The following is a 24,848-nucleotide window of genomic DNA, read 5'->3' on the forward strand; positions in this document are numbered from 1 at the left end:
CAGAGGGTGGGTGAACGGCAAATGATTCAGATGTCCGGTATTTCAAAAGCATTCAGTGGTAATGTCGTACTCAGGGATGTCCAATTTGAATTGCTTAACGGAGAAATTCATGCGCTTATGGGAGAGAATGGAGCAGGAAAATCTACACTGATGAAAATCATGTCAGGTATTTATACGAAGGACAGCGGAGAGGTAAGAGTCGACGGTCAATTGATGGATTTTAAGTCGGCGAAGGATTCTGAGAACCAGGGTATCCATGTGATTCATCAGGAGTTAAATATTTTACCTGACCTTACCGTGGCCGAAAATCTATTTCTCGGCAAGGAACTAGAGTATGGACTTGGAGTTTTGAAACGTAAAGAAATGGAACAGGAAACAAAAAGGCTATTGAAAAAGCTAGGCCTGGATGTTCATCCACGGACCAGAGCGGGAGACTTATCGGTCGGGAAGCAACAAATTATTGAGATTGCAAAAGCGATTGCTTCTGAAGCCAAATATATTGTTATGGATGAACCTACTGCTGCCTTGACAGACCGTGAAATCCAAACCCTGTTTAAAACAGTTAGAGAGCTGAAAAGCAAGGGAATTTCATTCGTCTATATTTCCCACCGTATGGAAGAGATATTTGCAATTTGTGATCGGATTACGGTATTGCGTGATGGAGAATATGTAGGAGTGAAGGAAATCTCGGAGACAACATTCGATGAAATCGTTGCTATGATGGTTGGACGTCAGTTAGGAGAACGATTCCCTTCCAGAAATGCCAAGATAGGCAACAAGAAGCTGGAGGTGAAGGGTTTAAGTGCGGATAATGCCTTTCAGGATGTGTCATTTACCTTGCATCAAGGGGAGGTATTGGCACTCTCAGGATTGATGGGGGCTGGTAGAACTGAAATAGCAGAAGCTCTATTTGGACATAGGAAATCTACCCAGGGGGAGATTTTTATTGATGGTCAGAAGGTCCAAATTAAAACTCCCATAGAAGCTATGAAGCTTGGAATTGGTTTGGTGACAGAGGATCGAAAATCAAAGGGATTAATATTAGATTTCTCAATTAAAGAGAATATTATGTTGGCAAATTTAGAAAAGGGCTCTAAAGCTAGCGTTATACAGCCAGGCAAGGAGAATGAGTTTGTTCAAAATTACATAAATCAGTTACGAATACGCTCCTCTGGTGCAGAACAAATCGTTAAGTCTCTATCAGGCGGTAATCAACAAAAGGTTGTTATTGCCAAGTGGCTCGGCACTCAACCAAAAATTCTGATTCTGGATGAACCGACACGAGGGGTTGATATTGGCGCTAAGAAGGAAATCTATCACATTATCAATCAATTAGCCGAGGCTGGGGTAGCTATTTTAATGATTTCTTCAGAACTACCGGAAGTCATAGGTATGGCGGATAGAGTGCTAGTGATGCAGGAAGGTAAATTGACAGGGGTAGTAGAGAAGAAAGATATGACACAAGAAAGAATCATGCATTTTGCGACAGGGGGAGAGAAGATTGTCTAAAGTGAACTACAAAAAGTGGCTTTCCAAGCTAGGTCCGCTATTTGGTCTATTGTTATTAATTGTGGTAATTACAATCATGAATCCGAGTTTCTTGACGGTCTCAAATATTTTAAACGTTTTACGACAAGTTACAATTAGCGGGCTGATTGCATTTGGGATGACATTTGTGGTCTTGACTGGGGGAATTGACCTTTCTGTCGGCTCTACATTGGCATTGACCGGTGCAGTGGCAGCAAGCCTTCTTGCCAGTGGTACAGATCCAATCATAGCAATGGGTGCTGCTCTAATACTTGGGTTAATCCTGGGTGCAATTAATGGAGTGATCATTACAAAAGGAAAAGTTGCCCCATTTATTGCTACTTTAGCAACAATGACTATTTATCGCGGATTAACGCTTGTTTATACGGAAGGAAAGCCAGTTTCGGGGCTGGGTGACTCTCTTACTTTCCAAATGTTTGGTAAAGGATATTTATTAGGAATTCCTGTTCCTGTTGTTACAACAATTTTGGCCTTCATTATATTATATTTCATTCTCCATAAGACAACTTTTGGCCGCCGAGTTTATGCTGTAGGTGGAAATGAAGACGCTTCCAAGCTATCTGGAATCAATACGGATCGAGTGAAAATTTGGGTTTACGCAATTACAGGTCTTTTAGCCTCTGTCTCAGCATTAATTTTAACATCACGTCTGAATTCAGCTCAGCCGACTGCTGGAGAATCCTATGAGTTGGATGCGATTGCCGCAGTTGTTTTAGGGGGTACTTCGCTAACTGGAGGACGTGGTTGGATATTCGGTACATTAGTAGGTGTATTGATAATCGGAGTACTGAATAATGGAATGAATTTAATTGGGGTTTCATCATTCTTCCAACAGGTTGTGAAGGGTGCAGTTATATTAATGGCAGTTCTTTTAGATCGCAAAAAACAAGCATAAAAGGGAGTGTATTAAATGAAAAAGTATTCATTAATTCTGTTGGCAGCAATGTTATCTGTTGTGTTGGCAGCCTGTTCAATGGAATCAGGAAGCAAATCAGAATCCAAGTCATCCAAGGAAAAAGGAGATATGGTTATCGGGTTCTCAGTATCTACATTAAACAATCCGTTCTTCGTGTCACTAAGCGAAGCTGCTGAAGAAAAAGCGGATAGCCTTGATGCAAAGATAACAGTAGTAGATGCTCAAGATGATGCTTCTAAGCAAGCGTCTGACGTAGAGGATTTAATTCAGCAAAAAGTTGATATGATCATGATTAATCCTGTAGATTCTTCTGCGGTTTCTTCAGCGGTTGAATCAGCTAATAGCGCTGGGATTCCAGTTATTACAGTAGACAGATCATCTGAGGGTGGAGAAGTTATATCTCATATAGCATCCGATAATAAGGCGGGCGGTAAATTAGCAGGCGAATATTTACTTACTTTAGTAGAAAAAGGTGCTCAGGTTGCTGTGTTAGAAGGGATAGCTGGTTCATCAGCTGCTATTGACCGTGGAGAAGGATTTAATGAAGCAGTAAAAGAATCAGTAGAGATTAAAGCTAGCCAAACTGCTAATTTTGATAGATCAGAAGGATTAACAGTTATGGAAAACATTCTTCAGGCTAATCCAGATATTGAAGCAGTATTCGCACAAAATGATGAGATGGCTCTTGGAGCTCTAGAAGCAATTGAAGGAAGCGGTAAAGATATTATCGTTATTGGCTTTGATGCGACAGATGATGCATTGAAAAAGGTTGAATCCGGTGAGATGGCTGCTACCGTTGCTCAACAGCCAGATTTAATTGGTGAAAAAGCAGTTGAGGCTGCCGTAAATCATTTAGACGGCAAAGAAATCGATAAAGCTATACCTGTAGAGCTTAAGCTTATAAAAAAATAATAGATTTCTGTATATTTGTTAACTGAAAGAATAGATTTAGAGTGTCTTTACAATGGACAGTTGTCGATAGAGTCGGCAGCTGTTTTTTTGTGTGCATATTAATAAAACGGGAACTCTTTTACCCTTCAAAATCATTTGCCAGTAGATAGAAGAAAGACGTACTTTTATTGCTGTATCTTTCATATAAATATAAAACTTGGACAATATGGAGGAATGCAAATGAACTGGGATGAAGAATATGACGTTATAGTAGTAGGCAGTGGTGCGGGAGGATTGGTAGCAGCTATTACATCTGCGTATGGCGGTCTTCGCACAGCTATTATTGAAAAAGGATCTGTATGGGGTGGTTCATCGGCTTTATCTGGCGGAGGTTTGTGGATTCCAAATAATCATGTTTCGAAAAATGCTGGCTTACAGGACAGTGAAGAAGAAGCTCTTACTTATATGCAAGAAATAATAGAGGACACAGGGCCAGCATCTACGTATGAGCGAAAAGAGGCCTATGTGAAAAATGGTCACAGGATGGTAAAGTTTTTAGAGGATTTAGGGATGAAGTGGGTAGCGGGCTCATTGTATCCAGATTATTATCCTGAAAGACCTGGTGGTAAAATAGGTCGCTCCATTGAGGCGGAAATTGTTGATGCTAGGCTTTTAGCAGAGAACGAAGAGACCTTGCGAACGGGTGAGCTTGAGGCTCCGATGCCCATCTATTCCGGCAAAGTAGCCTCTTTACCAAAAGCCTTTACAAATGCAAAAGATTTTAACACGGTTGTCGGTATGTTCCTGAATGGATTTAAGCATAAGATCAAAGGTGAACATGCTATATCGATTGGAGGCGGATTGGTCAGCCGTTTACTCATAATTGCAAAGAAATATCAAGTCCCACTGATGTTATCTACACCCTTAAAGGATTTAATCATGGAGGAAGATAAAATTGTAGGGGTCGAGGCAGAAAAAGAGGGGAAACCATATTTTATCAAGTGTCGGTCAGTGATTTTGGCGGGTGGAGGATTTGAACGAAATCTGGAGCTGCGCAAAAAATATCATCATGTAGGAACAGACTGGACAGCTGCAAGTCCGGATAACACAGGAGATATGCTGTTAATCGCAGAAAAGCATAACTTAGATACTGCTTTATTGGATGATGCCTGGTGGGGACCTACAGCGATTGACGCAAGCGGTGCCCGAAAATTCCTTGTGCATGAACGTTCAATGCCACATTGTATAATAGTGGATCAAACGGGAGAACGTTATTTTAACGAGTCACAATCTTATACAGATGCTGGCCATGCGATTCTTGAAAGGCAAGAAAAGAATGGGAAAGCGATTCACTCATGGCTTATTATGGAGAGCAGACATCGAAATAAGTATTTGTTTGGTAACATGCTCCCAAGAAGAACTCCTAAAAGTGCAATTGAAAGCGGATTCTTAATTAAAGCGAATTCCATTGAAGAATTGGCGGAGAAATGCAAAATTAACATAGAGGGGTTAAAAAATACGGCTAACAGGTTTAATGATTTTTCAAAAAAAGGGTTGGATGAAGATTTTGGGCGTGGAAACTCAGTTTATGATAATTATTACGGCGATCCTACTTATAAAAATCCTAACCTGGGTGCTATTGAAAAACCGCCATTCTATGCCTGTAAAATTTATCCTGGTGATTTAGGGACAAAAGGCGGAATTGTAGCTAATGAACATGGGCAAGCTCTTCGCAATGGATTACCGATAGAAGGGTTATATGCAACTGGAAATTGTTCAGCATCCGTTATGGGACGTGTATATGCTGGTCCAGGTGCCACATTAGGACCATCAACGGTATTTGGCTATATATCCGCTAACCATATTAAAGAGAAACTACTAGTATCAGCTGAATAAGCCTTAGAGCTCGATATTTCACCAACGCACTCTGTATTAAGTATTAAAATCAACTCCGGTTTGAAAGTCTTCCTCTACTTGATAAAGGAAGACTTTTTGAGTTCGCTAAAATTCTTTCTTATTATTAGTTAAAATGATTTTTTCTATTAAATCAGCCATCATACATGCTTGTTTTTTTCCAAGATTTATATAAAGACGGTGCCTCCCTAACAAGATGAAGCTTATAATAGACTCAGGACATATTGTACTTGAAAGTAGGAATGTAATTCATGAGTTCGAATGAAGATAAACCTTTTCGGGATATGGGGATAAAAGAAAAGATTACAACTGTGGTGATTATCTGCCTAATTGTACTCATTCCTTTGTCGTTTGTGTTGGGTGTTACTTACTTTAGTTTTGCGGGCTTTTTTAGATTGTTTGGGGGAGAGTATGACTCTCGATTTACACTCTTCCTATTTGTTGTGTTTCTCTTTTTGCTTGGTTTGGTGTTGGATTTGTTTTCAATGGTGCTTGTTAAATTATCAAAACTCTATATATCTGGGACCTACCAATTATTCGCTGTGAAGTTTCTGTTTAACTGTATCTTTAGTTGGCTGACTATTTATACAGTAGACGAATTTATGGGTCGCATTACAGTTCCTTTTATAGTGGAAATAATCGTGGTTATTTTTATGTTCTTCCTTGAAGAGGCTTTAGAGCAGAAGGAAACTTGAAAGACTATTAATATTTAAATACATATAATTGGTAAAAAATTTTATTATTAATCTGCTTAATTTTTAATTGGGAGGAGATTGTGATGGAAGAGGTTAATAGTAACGAGGTTTCAGGATATAAAGAAAAGCGAATTCGTTATTCCATTTTCAGTACAAATAAAGATTCACGTAGCCTGGTCATTATGTTTCCTGGGTTGGGATATACGGTTCATGGACCTCTTTTTCATTTTGCCACAGGGTTATATTTAAACAAAGGGATAGATGTATTGCAATTAGAGTACCCATATGGAGATTCTTTTTATGAGGATTTCACCTACAAACAGCTAGTTGAAGCGGTTATCTATGATTCCGGAGCAATGATTGATCATGCTCTGAAGGATAGAGAGTATGAAAATTTCTACCTGATTGGAAAATCACTTGGTACGATCGCGATGAGCAATGAGCTGAAAAAATCTCAATTCAAGGATGCAAAAGCTGTTTGGCTGACACCTTTACTAAAAAGAGATGATGTATGGAGTGCTATGAAAGACAGTTCTGTCAAAGGATTATGCTTTATTGGCGACCATGATCATCAATATATAGAGGATAGATTCAAACAATTGGATTATCATCCAAGTATGAAAACAAGGCTCTACCCAAAGGTGTACCACGGCATGGATTATGAAGGAGATATACTTAAGTCGATAGATGTATTAAAGGATATCATAGGTGAGATTGATCAATTTTAATTTCCATATAGGATGGAAAGTTTAAAAGCTTCATGCTGGGAGAGAAAGAATTTAAATCGTTTATGTGAATGAAATGCATAGGGACTATACCTTTTTTACATAATAAGAAAAATAAACAACTTAGGAGGATTCTTTATGAGAAAAAGAAGTATAGCAGTACTATTGGCATTCCTATGTATGTTCAGTTCACAGGTTCAGGCGGAAATTGGTCCTAAGGAAAAGGACTATTATGATAATTATCGAAGTATTTTGCAGGTTATGAAGGAAAGTATGTCTGAGGCTCCTAAAACAGGGGATCCATCGCTCGATTTTTTGTATGAAATGATTCCGCATCATGAAGCAGCTGTTTCTATGGCAGAAAATTTATTAAAATATGACGGTGCCAATAATCAGCTGAAAAGACTGGCAGATACGATAATTAAGGAACAGTTAAATGGTATAAGACAAATGGAGGAACTGAAAAATAAGCTAAAAAATAATCCTCAAGTGAATAAGCAGGCAGAAGCTGCTTATCTACAGACCTATAATAACATTTATAGCTCAATGATCACTCAATTGGAGGCTGCGAAACCAACGGGAAATGTTAATAGAGACTTCCTGACTGAAATGATTCCACATCATGAGGCTGCTATTGAAATGGGCAAAAATATATTAAGGTATACTCAAAATCCTGAATTAAGGACTATCGTACAAAAGATGATTGTTACACAACAAAGGCAAGTTGCAGAAATGAATAATTTATTAAAAACTATTCGATAAGCATAAAGAAGGTGACGTGAGAGTAAATCACGTCACCTTCTTGCTTTTTTTAGCATTCATATTAATCGTTATTGCGTGCTTCTCCGCCTTTTTTGCCGATCTCGCGGTAGAACTCTTTATCATGGTTATCGGAAGTAGCTTCTCCGCCCTTTTTACCGATTTCTTGGTAAAACTCTTTATCATGATTATCAGAAGTGGATTCTCCACCTTTTTGTCCGATTTCTTGGTAGAATTCTTTATCATGATTTTCGGAAGTAGCCTCTCCGCCTTTTTGTCCAATTTCTTGGTAGAATTCTTTATCATGGTTTTTCGAAGTAGCTTCTCCGCCTTTTTTGCCAATTTCTTGGTAGAATTCTTTGTCTTGCTTTTTAGATGTAGCTTTTCCGCCTTTGCGTCCTGCTTCTTCTCTAGACATTTTGTCTGCCATAATAAATCGCTCCTTTGGGTTTATTTTAATTGTTTTGTTGTATACTCTGTATATTTCCAACGTGAGTATAGTAAAAACGCTAAATTGAGTCTTTAATTCAAATGTAACGTGTTTGTAAATAGTTGAAAAAAAGAATCCTTTTTGAGGAAATTGAAATGTATTAGTAAGTCTGTAAGCCTAATAGAGTCAACAATTCGGTTCATAAATTTCTATGTTTATACCAATATGCTTTGAACTATTTTATTAATTTAAAAGTGTATTTAAAAGATTGAGAGTTATAGGATATTCGAATTGTATTGAAGAATAAGTAAATCTATTCCTTTTTAAAACAGAATTCGCATTTATATTTGAGAGATATTGATATAATGGATGAGTTGAGACTAGAAAAGAGAGGAATAAAAGGATGCTGGGGAAATTTTTTTCATATTATAAACCGCATAAGCGGCTATTTTTGATTGACTTTACTAGTGCCATTATAGTTGCGTTGCTGGAGTTGGCTTTTCCGATGGCAGTCCAATGGTTTGTTGATGAATTGCTGCCGACAGGAAATTGGAGCATGGTCGTGACGGTCAGCATTTTATTATTAGCTGTTTATTTACTGAGTACATTCCTGCAATTTATTGTGAACTATTTGGGGCATAAGCTAGGAATAAATATTGAAACAGACATGCGACAGGAGCTCTTTAATCACGTTCAGCGGCAATCATTTCGATTTTTTGACAACACAAAAACCGGCCACATAATGAGCCGAGTGACAAATGATTTATTTGATATTGGTGAATTTGCCCACCATGGACCTGAGGATCTTTTCATCGCAATTATGACATTCTTCGGTGCCTTTGCCATCATGTTTAATATTAATCCTACTTTAGCGATCGTGGCGGTTATTCTAATTCCATTTTTAATATGGCTGGTGACATTCAGCAATATGAAAATGAACGCAGCATGGAAGAATATGTACGGAAGTATTGCTGATGTAAATGCTCGGGTGGAAGACAGTGTAGCAGGTGTGCGCGTTGTTCAATCGTTTACTAATGAAGCGTTTGAAATTGATCGCTTTGAATTGAATAACAGGTTATTCCGTTCTGCCAAGCTTGTTGCATACAAGGTGATGTCGTGGACACATTCTTCTATTTATATGATAACAAGGATGCTGACATTGTTGGTTCTTGTAGTAGGAGCCTGGCTCAGCTTTAATGGAACATTATCTTATGGAGAGTTGATAAGCTTCGTATTATATACGAATGTATTAATTAAGCCTGTTGATAAAATCAGTGCACTGCTTGAGCTATATCCAAAAGGAATGGCAGGCTTCAAGCGTTTTCGCGAGCTTATTGAACAGGAGCCAGATATACAAAATAAAGAAAATGCCATCTCAGTAAGTGGTTTGAAGGGGGATATTTCCTTCAGTCATGTTGATTTCAGCTATGATGAATCCAAACCAGTCTTACACGATGTCAATCTTGATTTAAAGGCAGGAGAAACAACTGCATTTGTTGGTCCATCCGGTGCCGGAAAAACCACGATATGCTCACTTATCCCACGTTTTTATGACGTGGATGCAGGGTCTATTAAAATAGATGGAATGGACATTCGCGATATGACAACTGAGTCACTCCGTAAACATATTGGAATTGTACAGCAGGATGTTTTTTTATTCACAGGAACCATTCGCGAGAATATTGCTTATGGGAAACTGGATGCCTCATTTGAGGAAATTGTAGAAGCGGCCCGAAAAGCTCATTTGGAAAAGATGATTGAACAGCTGCCGGATGGATACTATACGCAGATTGGCGAGCGGGGGTTGAAGTTATCTGGAGGGCAGAAACAGAGGCTTGCAATTGCACGTATGTTTTTAAAAAATCCGCCAATCCTTATTTTAGATGAGGCTACATCTGCCTTAGATACGGAAACGGAAAGAATCATTCAGCAATCGTTAAATGAATTGGCAGCGAACCGTACTACGTTAGTAATCGCACATCGCCTGGCAACCATTCGTAATGCCGACCGTCTGATTGTTGTAACTGAGGATGGGATAGCTGAAGATGGGTCATATGAAGAATTGCTGAATCAAAATGGGATATTTGCAAACCTGCATAGAATTCAATTTGGGAAAGAGACTGTTTGATAAAACATTAAAAAAACAGGTAGAAGATGAACGGCGTCTCCAATTGTTTAACAATCGGGAGCTTTGTTCAGACAGCTACCTGTTTTTTTGTATTATTAGTTGTTTACAATCTGCCTTGGAGTGCCACCATTGTGCGGTGAGTTTGGTTTAGAGTTCGGTTGGGCAGGCTTCTGTTGGTCAAATGATGATCTGTTCTTTTCGTTGTTTAATTGATTAGCTTTTTGTTTTTCTCTCACTTGTTGTTTGGCTTTTTCATTCTCTTTGGCTTGCTGCTCTTTTAACTCTTTTGCAGCCTTCTCTTTTTCTTGTTCCATTCTTTTTTGATCTTCAGCTTTTTTGGCAGCTTCTTCTTCCTTGGTGAGAGCGTCTGTTACTTCTTTCTGTAATTCAGCTATTTTAACTTTAAAGTTATTTTCCCATTTCATATAAGTTGGGTACTTACTTAGATTCTTTTTCTTTAAATCTATGGATTTTTTCTCAAGTGCAGGCAGCTTGTTTAAGTTCTTTTGGGCGTCCGTAAACTTATTTTCCTTCACTTGTCCTTCTATTAAAACGAGTAAGTTATAGCGTTCCACATCATATTTAGTGTCTTCAGCCGTACGTTTTGCTGGTGTAACATATTTCTGTGTAAACAGAGTACGAGCACCTTTGCCATAAAGCGGGGTCACTTTTTTCTGCATTTGCGTAATAGTTTGGTTTAATTTTTTATGTGAATCAGGTAATTTTGAGCTTACTATACCATCATTTATCATTTTGACTACTGCTTTGTCAGCAGTTTGAAGAGTGGATCCATATTTGACCGCATTCATAAAGGTCAATGAACGTGATGTATATGTTTTCATGGCGGTGATATCTGCCTTAATTGATTTCGTATGCTTGCTTGGCAGTTTATTTACTTTAGATTGCAGGGCTTTAATATCCTTTGTCACTGTATTATAGAGCTTCTGGTGAGCGTCTGTTATTTTTAGGTTAGAGGTACTCTTAATGTCAGTATAATAGTATTTTTCGAGTTTCTTAGCCGTTTTTAATTTAGCAGCGGAGTCTTTTTTCAATGTGGCTGCCGACTTTTTATCCCGTGCGTCTTTTAGCTTTATGCTCTCCTGTGCAACGTATAGGCCTACTCCCTGATTTTCTTTCCAAATCTGAGAAAACTGTGACACGGGTAGGTTTGTTTCACCTGCAGGTTTCCCAATCTCAGGTGTAAAGCTAGGCCTTTTTTTAGTACTGATAAACCAATCCGAAAATCCACCGCCTGAAGGGTTTTTGCCTGGATACACCAATGAGTAGCCTGTCATTTTGCCAATCTTCTTAGCGTATACATGATCTCTATTATAATTGGTTTTACTTTGTTTATAATTCCAATACAGAATACGGCCGCTGCTATGATAGGCAACAGTCATTTCTGGATTAATTTGATTAACAAATTTTACAACAGCCTTTACTTCCTTCGCTGATTCAGGTGCTTTCCCTTTATAGTTCTTGTAGCTTGGAGATTTCGGAGAGTTTTTGATTTTACCCCAATCTGCCTTATATTGTCTATTTAAATCAATCCCTTTGGCATTTGCCTTCCATCGTTTAAAGTTTTTGCTTCCATTATTCATTTTGATAATTGCTTTATGAGTGCTCTTAGGAAATGCCTTTAAACCTTGTTGCTGAAGAGTTACTCCATCAGGATTCACCATTGGAACAAACCAAATAGTGGAGGAATTAAGAAGACTTTTTGCGTTGTATCCGCTGATTTTTTTATTGCCCTTATAGGCCGCTGCATATTTTTCAATCATGTACATATTTAAGCTGGTCGTCAGCCATTCACGAGCATGATGGGAACCATTGATAAAAACATTGGTACTTCCCTTTCCAAGACCTACAGCATATATTTTTCTGCCGTATTCAGATGCACCAATTGTCTTTACTTGTACCAAATCCGGGTAAGCTTTCTTTAAGGTTGTAATGTCTTTCCCCATTTGTGTGTATGTATACGTCTTATTCGGATTGACAATCGTTTTCGAAGCAGCTTTCGTTTCCCCGGGTAGCTGAATCAAAAGTGAGAGTACTAGCATCATGACAATTAACTGACTTATTTTTTTCAAATATCCCCAACCCTTTCTAGTTTTGTAATCATTAACCATCTATAAGTATATTATATTTACTTAGTTAGCAGAACTTTAAGATATAGGATTGTCGAAAATTTGGTTATTTTGGAGGGATACCTAGAGTTTGTTGTCTAGCTACTAAATTTTATAGGTCAATATCACTGTTAGAAAGAATAAGACAATGGATACAGTAAATTCCTATTCATTTTTATATAGAGAGGTATAGAGACATTGTTGGGGGGATTTTTTATCCAGTAGATTTATAAACAAGAAGTTTTGCTTCCGCCATTTGCAGGGTAGATATACTCTCATTTATAGTGAATCTTTGGAGGTGCGGATTTGGCTATTCTGTCTATACCAATTTTAACAGCAGTTTCAGTTTATGAACTCCAAAAAACAGCCTGGACGTTTAATCAGTCCAGGCTGTTTCAACTTATTCTATTAAAATGCTTCTTGCTGTGATTCAGCAGGAGGGGAGAATGCTTTTTCTGATTTGGAGATTACCACTGATGCAAGAGCATTACCCAGTACGTTTACAACCGTTCTACCCATATCAAGGATACGGTCAATACCAGCGATGAACGCTAAACCTTCAACTGGAATACCTACAGTACCTAGGGTAGCTAATAAGACAACGAAGGAGACTCCGGGTACGCCTGCTATACCTTTAGAGGTAATCATTAACACAAGCATTAGAGTTACTTGCTCCATTATGGATAAATCAATATTGTACATTTGTGCAATAAACAGTGCTGCTAAGGCTTGATAAAGAGTAGAACCATCCAGGTTAAAGGAATAACCTGTTGGAATAACAAAGGTAGCAATATGCTTTGGACAGCCCTCTTGTTCCATCTTATCCATGATTCTAGGTAAAACGGCTTCAGAGCTTGCTGTAGAGAAAGCAAGGATTAGTTCGGCTTTTAACACTTTAAACAATCTGAAAATACTGTAGCCGACTGCCTTGGCAATTAATCCTAAAATAATGATCACAAAGAAAATCATCGTTCCATAGACCGTTATAACTAACTTACCTAAGGGGATAAGAGATTCCAATCCAAATTTAGAAATTGTAACACCAATTAATCCAAATACACCAATCGGTGCAAATTTCATAATGAGGTTAGTTATATAAAACATAATCTGGGCCACGCCATCAAAGAAGTTATAAACAGGCTTTGCTTTATCACCTACAGCAGCAACACCAAGTCCAAAAAGGACAGAGAAGAAGATAATAGCAAGCATATCTGTTGTAACAAATGCTTCAAATGGGTTGGCTGGGACAATATGAACGATCATATCAATAATAGATTGATCTTCCTTAGCTTCAGCAGACCCAACATAGCTGGATATATCCGTTTGCTCCAAATTTTCCATGTTTACGCCTTTTCCGGGCTGGAAAATATTTGCGGATACTAGTCCGACAACAATGGCTACCATAGTTACACATACAAAGTAAAGTAACGATTTACCACCAAGTTTCCCGACTGCTTTTATGTCTCCAACGCCAGCTATAGCAACAATAATACTTGAGATAATGATAGGTACGACAATCATTTTAATTAAATTGAGGAAAATATCTCCAAGCGGCTGTAGGTACGTTTGTGCTGTTGTGTTCTCATAAAAAATTGCACCAACAATAATTCCTAATACTAAGCCGATTAAAATTTGAGTAGCTAATGAAAATTTAAGTTTAGATGTTTTCATATAGTTAGCTCCCTTCTTTGGATGTTTTTTAGGATAAAAGCGTTTCGTGTTGAAATTCTTACTTCCTATCTATCATAAAGAGGAATATTAAAAGAGTGCGGATAGAAAGAGAGAGCAAGAAATATGAGTAGTTAGCTATGTAATAAACTAACTAAATCCTTTTAGACAGAATTAACAAAACAATAGAGGTATTACCACGGAGAGGCAAATTTAACAGCTAAGGGTATTAATGGCACAATAAACACATTTTAACACAAATGTTCAGAAAAGAGGAAATTTGAGAAACCGAGCATTTAAGATAGTATATTTAGGACTGGTAAATTAAAAGGTAAGGGTAGACTTCATTACAGAACTGTACAAGAAAATATATACATCAATGTTATTTAACAGTTGTTTTCAGGACTTAGGACACATTTTTAAAAATAATTGTTTATTTTTGGGAATGGATGGTATGGAGATACAAAAGGAGGAAGCGATCTATGTTAAAGAAAAAAGGGATGTTCTTCGTACTGTTCATACTAATTTTATTGGTAGCCTGCAATAAAGACGTAGCCGAGCAAACAACGAATGATACAAAGAATAGTGGCTCGGATAAGGTAGAGAGTAAAGTGATAGATATATACAATAATAAAGAAGAGAATATTGGAACAGCAGAGCTTAGTGAGGTAGCGAAGGGAGTAGTGATAGAACTGAAAGCAGATGGACTGCCGCCAGGACTGCATGGATTCCATTTTCATGAAACAGGAAAGTGTGAGGCACCTAGTTTTGAGACTGCAGGCAGTCATTTTAATCCAACTGATGCGAAGCATGGCATGGAGCACGAGGATGGTCCGCATGCCGGCGATCTTCCTAATTTGGAAGTGGGTGAGGATGGGTCCGTTAATGTGACGGTAAACGCAGAAAATGTGTCACTATCTAAAGGGGCCGATGCTGCTTTAGTAGATTCTGATGGAACCGCCTTGATTATACATGAAAATCCAGATGACGGAAAAACTCAGCCAACAGGCGATGCCGGTGATCGGTTGGCGTGCGGAGTCGTAAAATAAAATGAATCATAGGAAGAGTGTCATAAGGAGAGAAATATCAGGTAGGCTGAATCGTACTGGTTCAGCTTTTCTTTTTAACCAGTAATTTTTTATAAAAAAGAGATTAGACAGGGGTTCTCTCTTGAATTATAGTAAATAATATACATATTAATCCCGTATTGGAGGTATTACATCAATGACAGAACCTCTTTTTTTAAAACCTGTCTTTCAGGAGAGAATTTGGGGTGGAACAGAGCTGAAAACTAAATTTGGCTATGAGATTCCATCTGAACATACAGGTGAATGCTGGGCGATATCCGGTCATAAAAACGGCCCGTCCATTATCGAAAATGGCCCTTATGCAGGCAAGACTTTAATCGAATTGTGGAATGAGGAACGCCATTTATTTGGTGAGATGGAAGGGAATGTGTTCCCTCTGTTAACAAAAATATTAGATGCCAATGCAGATTTATCCGTGCAGGTTCATCCGAATGATGAATATGCAAACATTCATGAAAATGGTGAACTTGGCAAAACAGAATGCTGGTATATCATTGATTGTAAGGATGGCGCTGAAATGATTTACGGGCATACCGCGCAATCCAAGGAAGAGTTTGCTTCCATGATTGAGAAGGGCGAGTGGAATCATTTACTGCGTCGCGTTTCCATAAAGCCAGGAGATTTCTTCTATGTTCCAAGTGGAACGGTCCATGCTTTATGTGAAGGGACGCTTGTACTTGAAACACAGCAGAGCTCAGATACAACCTACCGTGTATATGACTACGACCGCACGGACCAAAACGGACAAAAACGAGAGTTGCATATTGAAAAATCAATTGATGTGAGTATGGTGCCGCATCAGGATGCAGAAGTGCAGGTTTCCAAGACCGTATTGCCAGGGGCAGAATTGACTACGTTTGTGGAAACGGAGTTTTTCTCAGTTTATAAATGGGATATTAGTGGATTATCTTCATTTGACCAGAATCAGCCCTTTATGCTTTTTAGTGTTATTGATGGAGAAGGGGCTCTTAGAATGAATGAGGAGACTTATCCGTTAGAAAAAGGTGCTCACTTTATTCTTCCATCGGGTACAGGTAATTTTGAACTTGAGGGGAATCTTTCCTTGATTGTGTCACATCCATAAAGAGAAGCGTAAGGGGAATATCCTCTTACGCTTTCATTTTTTCTGTGAATCGCTTTGTGATTTGCTGAGGTCTTGTTATTGCACCGCCTACAACAACAGAATGGGCACCAACCTCTAAACAGCGCTTAGCCATTTCAGGAGTTAGAATATTTCCTTCTGCAATGACTGGGATTTTGACGGTTGATACAAGATCCCGCAATAATTTGAAGTCATCATTATAAATGAATTTCCCCTTTGAATAAGGTGTATAACCAACTAGTGTGGTTGATATACAATCAAATCCAATTCGTTCTGCTTCAATTGCTTCGCCCAGAGTGGAGATGTCAGCCATAAGTAATTGATTAGGGAAGTGCAGGCGAAGAGATTGGACAAAAAATTCAAGTTCCACATTAGATGGTCTGGGACGATAAGTTGCATCCATCGCGATCATATCTGCTCCGGCAGATACAATATCGCTTACCTCTCGGAGCGTCGGAGTGATATAGACAGGTGAATCAGGATATTCACGCTTCACAATTCCTATAACAGGTAAGGGGACCTCCTGTTTGATTGCAACGATGTCATCATGTGAGTTGGCGCGTATTCCGCCAGCACCCCCCTGCATGGCAGCAAGCGCCATTTTCCCCATAATCATTGGGCTGTGCAGCGGTTCATCTTCAAGTGCTTGGCATGAAACGACTAAACGTCCTTTGATAGCCTGTAACATATGTAATCAAGACCTCCTGTAATAAATATACGAGTTACTATCCAATTCTATTTTACACAGTTGAGCTAATCATGTTTAGGATAATTAATTAAATATTATCCTGCGTTGTAATCTGTTGAGAGAGGAGTTGATTTTGTATGAAAAATATTTCACTTTATATGAGTGCTACATTAAGAGATATACCAGAAGCTATCTTACCAAGCGGTTTTAATTTTCGACTGTTCAGAGAAGGTGATGAACAATATTGGGCTGAAATCAATACGGCTACAAAGGAGTTTACCAATATGAAATCCGCTCTGAAACGGTTTGAGTCTGAATTTATGCCATATAGGATAGAGGCGAAAAAAAGGGTAATCATTCTTGAGACAGACGAAGGAAAACCGGTGGGAACCGCTGCTGCCTGGTTTGGCGATTTTAACGGTAAACAAACTGGCAGGCTACATTGGGTTGAAATACTGCCTGAATATCAGGGAAGGAAATTAGGTAAACCCCTTGTAATAAAGGCACTCGAAATTCTGAGCTCTTTCCATAATGAAGCCTATCTGAAAACCCAGACAACGAGTCTGACTGCTATCCATATTTATCTTAAACTCGGGTTTAAGCCGGTCATCAGAAACGCTGAGGATCAGGAGGGGTGGAACTTAGTGTTTTCTCATTTTCAATGTAAAAAATAGCGGTCCTGTTGACTGCCTTTTTAGATATGGATAAAAAATATATCAAGAAGATGATAAACATCTTTTTCGAATATTACTTGCAATAAGTGTGCTTGGAACAAATTATCCATACCTACGAGATAAGCTAATGTACATACTATCTAGTGAAACCGCCGTATGGAAAAGATTCCCGTTTCGTGGAAACGGGTGGAATTGAGGGGCATTCTTTTTTGTAAGAATAGTAGTGATAGAATTAATAATAGTGTAAAGGAGGGAACTCGTTGAATCAGGAATTTTTATATATTGTCATCATTATTGCACTCGGTTACCTTCTAAAAAGGACTGGAATTCTAAAGGAATCTGATGGAGAGGTAATTTCGAGAATCATCTTTAACATCACCTTGCCATCCCTAGTCATTGTATCCCTGCAAACCTCCACTATAACGGTATCTTTATTGGGAATCACTCTTATTGTTATTCTTTACGGGATTCTTTCTACAATAGTGGCCTATTTTGTGTTTAGGAATGAGACACGTGAGATTAAAGGAACTTTTATGATGCTTGCCTCAGGATATAATGTCGGACTGTTCGCCTTTCCGCTTGTTGAGGCCTTTTGGGGCACAGAGGGATTACTGTATTTTGGTATGTTTGATGTTGGTAATTCTTTTATTGTATTTGGATTGGCCTATATAGTAGGAAGTTATTTTTCTGAAAATGGAATGAAGCTGGAGGGGCGCGCCATCCTTATGAAATTTGGTAAGTCCATTCCTTTAATGACATACATTGTTATGAGTGTCTTGAATTTTGGTCATATCCAGCTTCCATCGGCGCTTTTAGAAGTAGCAACAATCATATCTAAAGCGAATATGCCACTGGCCTTATTGCTGCTCGGAATATATTTGAAATTTTCTTTTGAAAAACAGTATATACGCCCAATTATAAAATACTTATCATTCCGATATGGCTTTGCATTGCTGGTCGGTATTTCATTATATTTTGTTCTTCCAGTTGATGATATGTTTAAATACACGATACTACTCGGTTTAGTCCTGCCAATTGGCCTCGCTGTTATACCGTATGCCCATGAATTTAAATATCGAACGACAATGATGATAGGTACGGTCTCAAATTTATGTATCCTCATCAGCATGATCTTAATGTATTTATTTTCCCTGTTTATTTTATAAGTACAATAGAAAACCCCTTTTTCAGCTATGTGAAAAAGGGGGCCTTTACATCTATATTAATTGATGGGGGTTACCAGTTGGAAGCCATCTTGCTCGATTTTTACCGGATGAGCCTGCTCCTTTGTTTTGTGGATAAGAGAGCGGTCTGCCAGCACGCTTTGAATTCCTCTCAGCATGAGGTTCAGAGAAAACAAGCTAAGTATAAAACCAAGTGATGGGCCAAGGACAATCCATTTATTGTAACGCAGTTCATGATAGGAGAGACCGATCATCCCGGACCATTCATGTGAAAGAGAGGTGGCAACATTATAAGGATCACTCATTGGAGCACTAAGGTCTATTGTTTCATAACCCCCAATCACGCACATAAAAGCGCCTAGCTGAACTAGCAGCACTAATGATTGGGCGATTTGCTGAAGAAAAATGACAATCAACCTTGATCTTAAATGATGCCTAATATGGACCTTTACAATCCACCATTTAGATCCTCCCAACAGACGGGATGCATCGATGAATTCATTTTTTAAGTAATACCGAAGTTCATCTCCTATTACGGAGGTTAAAGGAAGAAAGGTAATCAATGAAAGCATTAAGCATTGCTGAAAAATCACATCTATTCCACTTTCAGATATAAAAAACATCATGGCAATCAATATGGTTGGAATAAAACGAAATGCTCGAGTCAAAGGTTCTATTACCCAGTTGAAACGCTGATGATACAATCCATATAAGATTCCACTTCCCATTCCTAAAAACATCCGCAAAAGTCCAATTAATACAGCAATGAATAATGTATATTTAGCTCCTTCAATTACGTTCCAAAATGTATCCTGACCAAGTCTGTCTACACCGAAGGGATGCGTTAAGCTTGGTGGATAAGCCGGTTGATCAACAAGTTTTCCATCTTCATAAATAAGCTCAGGCGGAGGCTCGAGATGCGGTTTAATCCAAGCGGGATAGAGAAGGCTGGTTACAATAAGGATGAATAAAAATAGAAAACCAATCATAAAAGAAGGATTTTTAAGTAATTTTTTTATCATCCGTGTTCACCGCCCATCACTCGTTTTACAATCGTTTCCCCCCATATATCTAATAAATAGAAGGGGATAAATAAGAAGGTCAATCCTACAGCTATAAACTTGATGTCCAGCCCGTTTATAAAGGAGAATAGTCCATCCATATTTAATAAGCGCTCCAGAATGAGCAGGCTTGAGATGATGAACCACAGTAGATATTGCAGATTTGAAAAAATAGTGATTGTCGTGTTGCGAAGGATATGTTTGAAAAATATCTCTCTTTTGGACAAGCCCTTTGCATAAGCATATTCCACATACATCTTTTGTTGCTCTTCACTGACAGATAAATCAATCATTTGGAATAGCATAAAAATCGGCAAGATAGATAGAGCGATAATAGGTAGAAGGTAGACATGATCCTCTCCTAAAGCAACGGGATCCAGAATGAGCAAGCCTGTTTTTTTGAAAATCCATATTGAAAATAATTGAATCGCGAAGATCATGATGACATCTGGGATAGACTGAATAAAGAAGGCAATTTCACGAAAAAAATTCTGAAGGATTCTTGGTGAAAAGTAATGGAATACTTCAAATAATAGAGCGGCAATAAATGTTGCTAGTAAAGTGCCTCCTAAAATAAGAAGTGAATAAATAAACGGGTCTTTGAGACTGACCCAGAACAGTGAAAATTTCGGTATTCCTTGAGAAAAACTATAGTCTACCATGATTTGAATTTGATCGATAAATAAAAATGCCTCATAAATATCCTTGGCCTGGTTTGAGAAAGCCTTCCACCAGCTAATGGATGGATCTGCATTATTCCATACCCATAAAGAACTAAAAAAAAGAATAATAAGGTTTATAGCCAGAATGGTTAATATAAAATCTAATAAATGGGCAGAAATTTTTTTAAACTGTTTCATATGTATATTCACCTACTCCAACATGCTTTCTATATTGGCAAAATCTGAGACCAACTCCCATGACTTGTGTTGGCTTTTGCCATCTGTTTCTTTATCAAAGGTTGTCAAAATTCCATACATAACAATCCCGTCCACTTTTTTTCCGTCATATGTATAAGACCTGTATCCCAGACTGTCTTCTCTGATATACTCTCCAGATTCTCCATATATCTCTTTTACAGAAGCGGGTTGTTTATCAGGTACAAAGAGGACTTCAAGTTTATACTGCTCTGAAATTTTAGGGCGTTTGAATTCATATTTTATGTAGCCGTCTTCTTTGACTTTTGTTTCACCTTCCCATGCGATTTGGTCACTGCCGTTTTCTTTTAAGGTCACATGGAGAATAGAATTTTCATGAAGTGTACTTGAAAGTGATAAAATAACACTTCTATCACTATATTCCTTTATTGATCCCATAATTAAAACATCCTGTCTCAATTGGCCTCTGCATCCTATTAAACTGCAGAATAGGGAAATTATGAAAACTCCCATAACCCACTTCTTAAGCATCTCAATCTACCCCCCCTTTTTATCCCGGTATGTTGGCACTATAATGTTCATTCTATCCAAAGATTAATCAATATGTAAACAAAATATTTTGAATTTTTAATTAATCGATTGATTAAAAAAATACAGCTTCCATTTGGAAGCTGCATTCCTTTTATCTATTTAAATCGCTTATCCCTGGAGCGTGCTCGTTTGGCATTTCCGGTAGCTGTGGAACAGGGAATCCTTGCGGTGGAGGAGTGACTGACAAGGTTCCACCGTTTCTGCTCGGTGTTTGTCCCTGGAAAACTTCGGCGATTCTAGTTGGATCTAATCGGAAGTTAAACTGAGCATTATGGAAGCCCATATCCACGAACTTTTTGCATTCAGGATATTTATTTATATCATAATTTGGAACAGGGAAAATTTTGCCCCAATCCACACCTAAGGTTTCAAGTGCTTTAGCAAAAGCATTTTGATGAGCATTATCCCGGACAATTAAAAACCCGAGAGTCTCACGAAACGTTTGATTATTACTCATTTCATATATTCTTGTTTTCTGAAGTACACCTGTTGATTCGAGCATCAAATTATTCAGCAGATTAGCAATTAAATTACCATGGTCATAAACCCATGAGCCATTCCATGGATTGCCGCCTGCATCTACTGGAAGAGATGACTGAGCTCCCATAATATAATGGTGTGGATTGGCATGTTTGATTGCTTCATCTAGAGGAGCTCCATCTGAGCCACCATCACCAGGTTGTGAAGAAAGGCCAGAATCATTTAATAGTTGATTAATGGTGTTCTGAACAAGCTCGACATGACTGATTTCTTCTAAAAAGATCCCTCGAAGCAAATCCTTATACTGAGTGTCTTTGCCCCTGAAATTGTTACTCTGAAAGAAAAATTGCATCATTGTGCGCATTTCACCAAATTGACCGCCTAAGGTCTCCTGTAAGACTTTAGCAGCAGCAGGATCTGGCTTATCTGGTTTAATTATATTGATTAGCTCTTCTTTGTAATAATACATGCAGGCTTCTCTTCTTTCTTAATGAATTTATTAGTCAGTTGTCGTTACAACATGAAGAGGAGGCGGAACTAACCAGCCTTTTTCTTTGTTTATTTTTAATAATGCGGCCCCGAATTGTGCCTTTTTCATATGGAATTGTCCAAACATTAAGCCGATGTCTTCACGAATACATTGAGCCATTGCCTGAGCACAGGCAACGAGTCCAGCAGCAATATCAGCCGATACAAGTCCAGAAACCTCTTGATCTGTAAACCGTGCACCAGGAGGAATAGCCTCGATTTGGCTTTCCGGTTTTTCAGGTGGTGCAGGCGGCAGAGCAATACCATTATGTTTTAGTAATTCCTGCAGTTGTTTTACATCTGATCTAGCATTGGCGATCATGTCATCTAATAAATCTTTTAAATCATCATCACCAGTATGGTTTTTAAGGGTTTGAAAGCCAGGAATCATGGCCTGTGCACCCATTAATTGTGACCATACAGCAAATACCTCACCATAATGCATTGGTTCTTTTTGCGGATTTCCACTTAAAATGCCCATTAATCAGTCGACTCCTTATATTTAAATTTGAAGAACTCATCTGTTAATATGAACCAATTAACTACCAATTATACGTAAAAGAGGCAACCGATTGAACGGCTGCCTCTACATTGAATATTTTAATGATGGTGTCCATGTCCGCCTTTATGAGGGTTTGTTATTTCAAAACCTGGTTCAGGTAGATGGAAGTACTTAATCCACACTCCATCCAGGAATTCTTCTCGCTTATCAAGCAAGACATCAATATCCTTATCAGTCTTAACAATTTCGTCATGCTCAGTTGGTGTACTCAATTCAATATCATAGTGAGCATGGTCGCCATGCATATGGGAAATCACTACACGAATCATTTTCCCGTCGGCTTCCTCTGTACTCAATAATTTTTTTAATTCTTTGGCGGCATTCCGATTTATTTTACAATTCATTCTATCTCCTCCAATCTACTAGATCTCTTATAAGTGTAACTTAAAAATTTCCATTATTAAAATAATGAAGTATAATATAACCATAAAACTAGTTTTATGGTTATGTGAAGAGGAGGGGAATGTAAATGTCTTGGGTAATGAAAACAGATCATCGAATGCGCTGTATATGCGAAGAAGGTAAACAACAGCTACCAGCCGTTCATAATGAACAATCATTACTGGAGCTAGCAGAAATGTTTAAGGCACTTGGTGATTCTACTCGCCTGGAGATTCTGTCATTATTATTAATTGAAGATTTATGTAAATGTGAAATTGTTACAGCTCTTTCGCTTCCTAATTCCACGGTCAGCCATCATATTAAAATTATGGAAAAAGGCGGAGTTATTAAAGGAAGAAGAGAGGGGAAATATACAATTTATCGATTATGCGAAGAAAGGCTGGAGTCAATTATCAGCTTTTTACGTAAGCAGTAAAAAAGATAGGGGGAAACAAGATGAAGGGTGCTTATAACTTAACAGAAAATGCAATCTCCTCATCTCTTCTGAAGCTTTCCGTTCCTATAATAGCAACAAATTTTATTCAAACCACATATGGAATGGTCGATATGATTTGGGTTGGCAAGCTTGGCAGCGGTCCAGTTGCTGCCATAGGTACGGCAAGTTTCTTCGTTAATTTGGCGCTGGCTCTTGCAACAATGGTCTCGATTGGGAGCGGAGTCAAAATCGCTCATTGTATGGGGGCGAACAAAAAAGAGGAAGCGGCTGAATACATAAAAAACGGGTTTATCATGTCACTGATCCTGGCTATTTTATATACGCTTGTTGTATTTATCTATAAAGATTCATTTATTGGCTTCTTTGAGCTGGGCGATTCTCAGGTGGAGAGAATGGCTGTGCAATTTTTAGTCATCTCTATGATTGGTGTTATATTTTCTATTATAAATTTACTGTACAGTATGATTTTAAATAGTATGGGAAACAGTAAAACGCCATTTCGCGTCTACACTATTGGTTTTCTCGTTAACATGATCTTGGATCCTTTTTTAATTTTTGGGATCGGATTTATACCTGGAATGGGGGTTGTTGGAGCTGCGCTTGCAACATTAACAGCAAACATTATTGTTACGCTCCTTTTCTGGTTTAATTCTAAACGATTCATATCATTAGGGAGCCATACAAATTGGAACGGACGTAAGATGATAGAAGTAATTAAAATGGGGATTCCAATTACAGTCCAAAGAGTAGTATTCATCGGCATATCCATCATTATTGCAAAGATTATTGTGCAATGGGGAGCAGAGGCGATTGCTGTTCAAAAAGTTGGTATCCAAATTGAGTCGATTTCCTATATGACTATTGGGGGGCTGCAGGGTGCGATTGCCGCCTTTATTGGACAAAACTATGGTGCAAACAAAATGGACCGAATCCATGCAGGGTATAAAATAGCATTGGCTATGACCATAGGGTTCGGTTTACTTACGTCACTACTATTTATCCTGTTTCCAGAGCAGCTTTTTTCTATTTTTATCAGTGAGCCTGATAGTATAAAACTCGGAGCAGACTATATGAGAATCCTTGGATACTCGCAGGTATTTATGTGTATGGAGCTTTTAACAGTCGGAGCATTTAATGGGTTGGGGAAAACCTATATTCCGCCTATTTTTAGTATCACCTTTACAGTGCTCAGAATCCCGATGGCCATCCTTCTTTCCGTTCCATTTGGATTAAATGGGGTATGGATGAGTATCGCAATCAGCAGTCTTTTGAAGGGTGTTGTATTGGTAATTTGGTTTATGTTTACATTGCGAAAAATAAAAAATAAGACAGCAAGAATACACGCATAAGAACGGTTGGTAAGGAGAGTACATA

General features: G+C 38.3%; 24 protein-coding genes. 14 read left to right on the forward strand and 10 right to left on the reverse strand.

What is annotated here, in order from left to right; all coding sequences use genetic code 11:
* The first annotated feature begins 21 nt into the window (after window positions 1-21).
* The 7 genes from F7984_RS00980 (at window position 22) to F7984_RS01010 (ending at window position 7,451) form a co-directional block, all read left to right on the forward strand.
* A complete protein-coding gene (locus tag F7984_RS00980) occupies window positions 22-1,509 on the forward strand; it encodes a sugar ABC transporter ATP-binding protein (RefSeq protein WP_139892853.1) in 1,488 nt (495 codons plus the stop codon).
* Window position 1,510: 1 nt separating this feature from the next.
* A complete protein-coding gene (locus F7984_RS00985) occupies window positions 1,511-2,443 on the forward strand; it encodes an ABC transporter permease subunit (protein ID WP_373925508.1) in 933 nt (310 codons plus the stop codon).
* Between the two features lie 15 nt (window positions 2,444-2,458).
* On the forward strand, window positions 2,459-3,376 hold the full coding sequence (rbsB, locus tag F7984_RS00990; protein WP_139892854.1) for a ribose ABC transporter substrate-binding protein RbsB: 918 nt from the start codon (window positions 2,459-2,461) through the stop codon (window positions 3,374-3,376).
* 219 nt (window positions 3,377-3,595) lie between these two features.
* Complete coding sequence (locus F7984_RS00995) at window positions 3,596-5,251, forward strand: FAD-dependent oxidoreductase (RefSeq protein WP_175354242.1); 1,656 nt, start codon at window positions 3,596-3,598, stop codon at window positions 5,249-5,251.
* Window positions 5,252-5,520: 269 nt separating this feature from the next.
* Window positions 5,521-5,964 (forward strand): YrvL family regulatory protein, encoded by a 444-nt coding sequence (locus F7984_RS01000; RefSeq protein ID WP_140462299.1) that lies wholly within the window; start codon window positions 5,521-5,523, stop codon window positions 5,962-5,964.
* An 83-nt stretch (window positions 5,965-6,047) separates the two neighbouring features.
* The gene (locus F7984_RS01005) at window positions 6,048-6,692 is read left to right on the forward strand and encodes an alpha/beta fold hydrolase (RefSeq protein WP_139892856.1); all 645 of its coding nucleotides are present in this window, start codon (window positions 6,048-6,050) and stop codon (window positions 6,690-6,692) included.
* A 135-nt stretch (window positions 6,693-6,827) separates the two neighbouring features.
* On the forward strand, window positions 6,828-7,451 hold the full coding sequence (locus F7984_RS01010) for a DUF305 domain-containing protein (protein ID WP_066102612.1): 624 nt from the start codon (window positions 6,828-6,830) through the stop codon (window positions 7,449-7,451).
* A 61-nt stretch (window positions 7,452-7,512) separates the two neighbouring features.
* Here F7984_RS01010 and gsiB read toward each other — a convergent pair whose 3' ends face one another.
* On the reverse strand, window positions 7,513-7,878 hold the full coding sequence (gene gsiB / locus F7984_RS01015; RefSeq protein ID WP_066102606.1) for a glucose starvation-inducible protein GsiB: 366 nt from the start codon (window positions 7,876-7,878) through the stop codon (window positions 7,513-7,515).
* A 403-nt stretch (window positions 7,879-8,281) separates the two neighbouring features.
* On the opposite strand from gsiB, the gene F7984_RS01020 reads away from it, so the two are divergent.
* On the forward strand, window positions 8,282-10,006 hold the full coding sequence (locus F7984_RS01020; RefSeq protein ID WP_140462298.1) for an ABC transporter ATP-binding protein: 1,725 nt from the start codon (window positions 8,282-8,284) through the stop codon (window positions 10,004-10,006).
* A 95-nt stretch (window positions 10,007-10,101) separates the two neighbouring features.
* Here the strand turns inward: F7984_RS01020 and F7984_RS01025 are convergent, their stop codons facing one another.
* Both F7984_RS01025 and F7984_RS01030 read right to left on the reverse strand, forming a co-directional pair.
* Window positions 10,102-12,096, reverse strand: coding sequence for a M14 family zinc carboxypeptidase (locus tag F7984_RS01025; RefSeq protein WP_225983638.1), 1,995 nt, complete (start codon window positions 12,094-12,096; stop codon window positions 10,102-10,104).
* Window positions 12,097-12,540: 444 nt separating this feature from the next.
* The gene (locus tag F7984_RS01030) at window positions 12,541-13,803 is read right to left on the reverse strand and encodes a cation:dicarboxylate symporter family transporter (protein ID WP_140462296.1); all 1,263 of its coding nucleotides are present in this window, start codon (window positions 13,801-13,803) and stop codon (window positions 12,541-12,543) included.
* A gap of 479 nt (window positions 13,804-14,282) precedes the next feature.
* Here F7984_RS01030 and F7984_RS01035 point away from each other — a divergent pair, with 479 nt between their 5' ends.
* A complete protein-coding gene (locus F7984_RS01035; RefSeq protein ID WP_066102594.1) occupies window positions 14,283-14,849 on the forward strand; it encodes a superoxide dismutase family protein in 567 nt (188 codons plus the stop codon).
* Between the two features lie 175 nt (window positions 14,850-15,024).
* Entirely contained in the window at window positions 15,025-15,972 is a 948-nt protein-coding gene (gene manA, locus F7984_RS01040; protein ID WP_066102591.1) for a mannose-6-phosphate isomerase, class I, read from the forward strand.
* Between the two features lie 25 nt (window positions 15,973-15,997).
* On the opposite strand, the gene F7984_RS01045 is transcribed toward manA, so the two are convergent.
* Entirely contained in the window at window positions 15,998-16,678 is a 681-nt protein-coding gene (locus F7984_RS01045) for an N-acetylmannosamine-6-phosphate 2-epimerase (RefSeq protein WP_066102587.1), read from the reverse strand.
* A gap of 137 nt (window positions 16,679-16,815) precedes the next feature.
* Here F7984_RS01045 and F7984_RS01050 point away from each other — a divergent pair, with 137 nt between their 5' ends.
* A complete protein-coding gene (locus tag F7984_RS01050; protein ID WP_066102583.1) occupies window positions 16,816-17,352 on the forward strand; it encodes a GNAT family N-acetyltransferase in 537 nt (178 codons plus the stop codon).
* A gap of 260 nt (window positions 17,353-17,612) precedes the next feature.
* A complete protein-coding gene (locus tag F7984_RS01055; protein ID WP_140462295.1) occupies window positions 17,613-18,518 on the forward strand; it encodes an AEC family transporter in 906 nt (301 codons plus the stop codon).
* Between the two features lie 56 nt (window positions 18,519-18,574).
* Here the strand turns inward: F7984_RS01055 and F7984_RS01060 are convergent, their stop codons facing one another.
* The 6 genes from F7984_RS01060 to F7984_RS01085 form a co-directional block, all read right to left on the reverse strand.
* Window positions 18,575-19,558, reverse strand: a complete 984-nt coding sequence (locus F7984_RS01060) for an ABC transporter permease (RefSeq protein ID WP_066102578.1) — start codon at window positions 19,556-19,558, stop codon at window positions 18,575-18,577.
* A complete protein-coding gene (locus tag F7984_RS01065) occupies window positions 19,555-20,457 on the reverse strand; it encodes an ABC transporter permease subunit (RefSeq protein WP_140462294.1) in 903 nt (300 codons plus the stop codon). The genes F7984_RS01060 and F7984_RS01065 overlap by 4 nt, the downstream gene beginning before the upstream one ends.
* A gap of 12 nt (window positions 20,458-20,469) precedes the next feature.
* A complete protein-coding gene (locus tag F7984_RS01070; RefSeq protein WP_140462293.1) occupies window positions 20,470-21,006 on the reverse strand; it encodes a hypothetical protein in 537 nt (178 codons plus the stop codon).
* A gap of 151 nt (window positions 21,007-21,157) precedes the next feature.
* Window positions 21,158-22,015 carry a manganese catalase family protein gene (locus F7984_RS01075; protein WP_066102570.1) on the reverse strand — a complete coding sequence of 286 codons (858 nt, stop codon included), beginning with the start codon at window positions 22,013-22,015 and terminating at the stop codon, window positions 21,158-21,160.
* Window positions 22,016-22,045: 30 nt separating this feature from the next.
* A complete protein-coding gene (locus F7984_RS01080) occupies window positions 22,046-22,555 on the reverse strand; it encodes a DUF3231 family protein (RefSeq protein WP_066102568.1) in 510 nt (169 codons plus the stop codon).
* Window positions 22,556-22,674: 119 nt separating this feature from the next.
* Window positions 22,675-22,980, reverse strand: a complete 306-nt coding sequence (locus tag F7984_RS01085; protein WP_066102565.1) for an iron-sulfur cluster assembly accessory protein — start codon at window positions 22,978-22,980, stop codon at window positions 22,675-22,677.
* A 125-nt stretch (window positions 22,981-23,105) separates the two neighbouring features.
* On the opposite strand from F7984_RS01085, the gene F7984_RS01090 reads away from it, so the two are divergent.
* Both F7984_RS01090 and F7984_RS01095 read left to right on the forward strand, forming a co-directional pair.
* Window positions 23,106-23,453, forward strand: a complete 348-nt coding sequence (locus F7984_RS01090) for an ArsR/SmtB family transcription factor (RefSeq protein WP_066102562.1) — start codon at window positions 23,106-23,108, stop codon at window positions 23,451-23,453.
* A gap of 20 nt (window positions 23,454-23,473) precedes the next feature.
* Complete coding sequence (locus tag F7984_RS01095) at window positions 23,474-24,823, forward strand: MATE family efflux transporter (protein WP_066102559.1); 1,350 nt, start codon at window positions 23,474-23,476, stop codon at window positions 24,821-24,823.
* The last annotated feature ends 25 nt before the right edge of the window (window positions 24,824-24,848 follow it).

It is taken from the genome of Pradoshia sp. D12 (assembly GCF_008935075.1).
Taxonomy (GTDB): Bacteria; Bacillota; Bacilli; order Bacillales; family Pradoshiaceae; genus Pradoshia.

Coding starts and splice junctions, on each gene's coding strand:
- F7984_RS01065 (WP_140462294.1), bottom strand. CDS start 20,457: ATGAAACAGTTTAAAAAAATTTCTGCCCATTTATTAGATTTTATATTA.
- F7984_RS01005 (WP_139892856.1), top strand. CDS start 6,048: ATGGAAGAGGTTAATAGTAACGAGGTTTCAGGATATAAAGAAAAGCGA.
- F7984_RS01095 (WP_066102559.1), top strand. CDS start 23,474: ATGAAGGGTGCTTATAACTTAACAGAAAATGCAATCTCCTCATCTCTT.
- F7984_RS01035 (WP_066102594.1), top strand. CDS start 14,283: ATGTTAAAGAAAAAAGGGATGTTCTTCGTACTGTTCATACTAATTTTA.
- F7984_RS01030 (WP_140462296.1), bottom strand. CDS start 13,803: ATGAAAACATCTAAACTTAAATTTTCATTAGCTACTCAAATTTTAATC.
- rbsB (WP_139892854.1), top strand. CDS start 2,459: ATGAAAAAGTATTCATTAATTCTGTTGGCAGCAATGTTATCTGTTGTG.
- F7984_RS01045 (WP_066102587.1), bottom strand. CDS start 16,678: ATGTTACAGGCTATCAAAGGACGTTTAGTCGTTTCATGCCAAGCACTT.
- F7984_RS01050 (WP_066102583.1), top strand. CDS start 16,816: ATGAAAAATATTTCACTTTATATGAGTGCTACATTAAGAGATATACCA.
- F7984_RS01090 (WP_066102562.1), top strand. CDS start 23,106: ATGTCTTGGGTAATGAAAACAGATCATCGAATGCGCTGTATATGCGAA.
- F7984_RS01010 (WP_066102612.1), top strand. CDS start 6,828: ATGAGAAAAAGAAGTATAGCAGTACTATTGGCATTCCTATGTATGTTC.
- F7984_RS01080 (WP_066102568.1), bottom strand. CDS start 22,555: ATGGGCATTTTAAGTGGAAATCCGCAAAAAGAACCAATGCATTATGGT.
- manA (WP_066102591.1), top strand. CDS start 15,025: ATGACAGAACCTCTTTTTTTAAAACCTGTCTTTCAGGAGAGAATTTGG.
- F7984_RS01020 (WP_140462298.1), top strand. CDS start 8,282: ATGCTGGGGAAATTTTTTTCATATTATAAACCGCATAAGCGGCTATTT.
- F7984_RS01085 (WP_066102565.1), bottom strand. CDS start 22,980: ATGAATTGTAAAATAAATCGGAATGCCGCCAAAGAATTAAAAAAATTA.
- F7984_RS00995 (WP_175354242.1), top strand. CDS start 3,596: ATGAACTGGGATGAAGAATATGACGTTATAGTAGTAGGCAGTGGTGCG.
- F7984_RS01060 (WP_066102578.1), bottom strand. CDS start 19,558: ATGATAAAAAAATTACTTAAAAATCCTTCTTTTATGATTGGTTTTCTA.
- gsiB (WP_066102606.1), bottom strand. CDS start 7,878: ATGGCAGACAAAATGTCTAGAGAAGAAGCAGGACGCAAAGGCGGAAAA.
- F7984_RS01000 (WP_140462299.1), top strand. CDS start 5,521: ATGAGTTCGAATGAAGATAAACCTTTTCGGGATATGGGGATAAAAGAA.
- F7984_RS01070 (WP_140462293.1), bottom strand. CDS start 21,006: ATGCTTAAGAAGTGGGTTATGGGAGTTTTCATAATTTCCCTATTCTGC.
- F7984_RS01075 (WP_066102570.1), bottom strand. CDS start 22,015: ATGTATTATTACAAAGAAGAGCTAATCAATATAATTAAACCAGATAAG.
- F7984_RS00980 (WP_139892853.1), top strand. CDS start 22: ATGATTCAGATGTCCGGTATTTCAAAAGCATTCAGTGGTAATGTCGTA.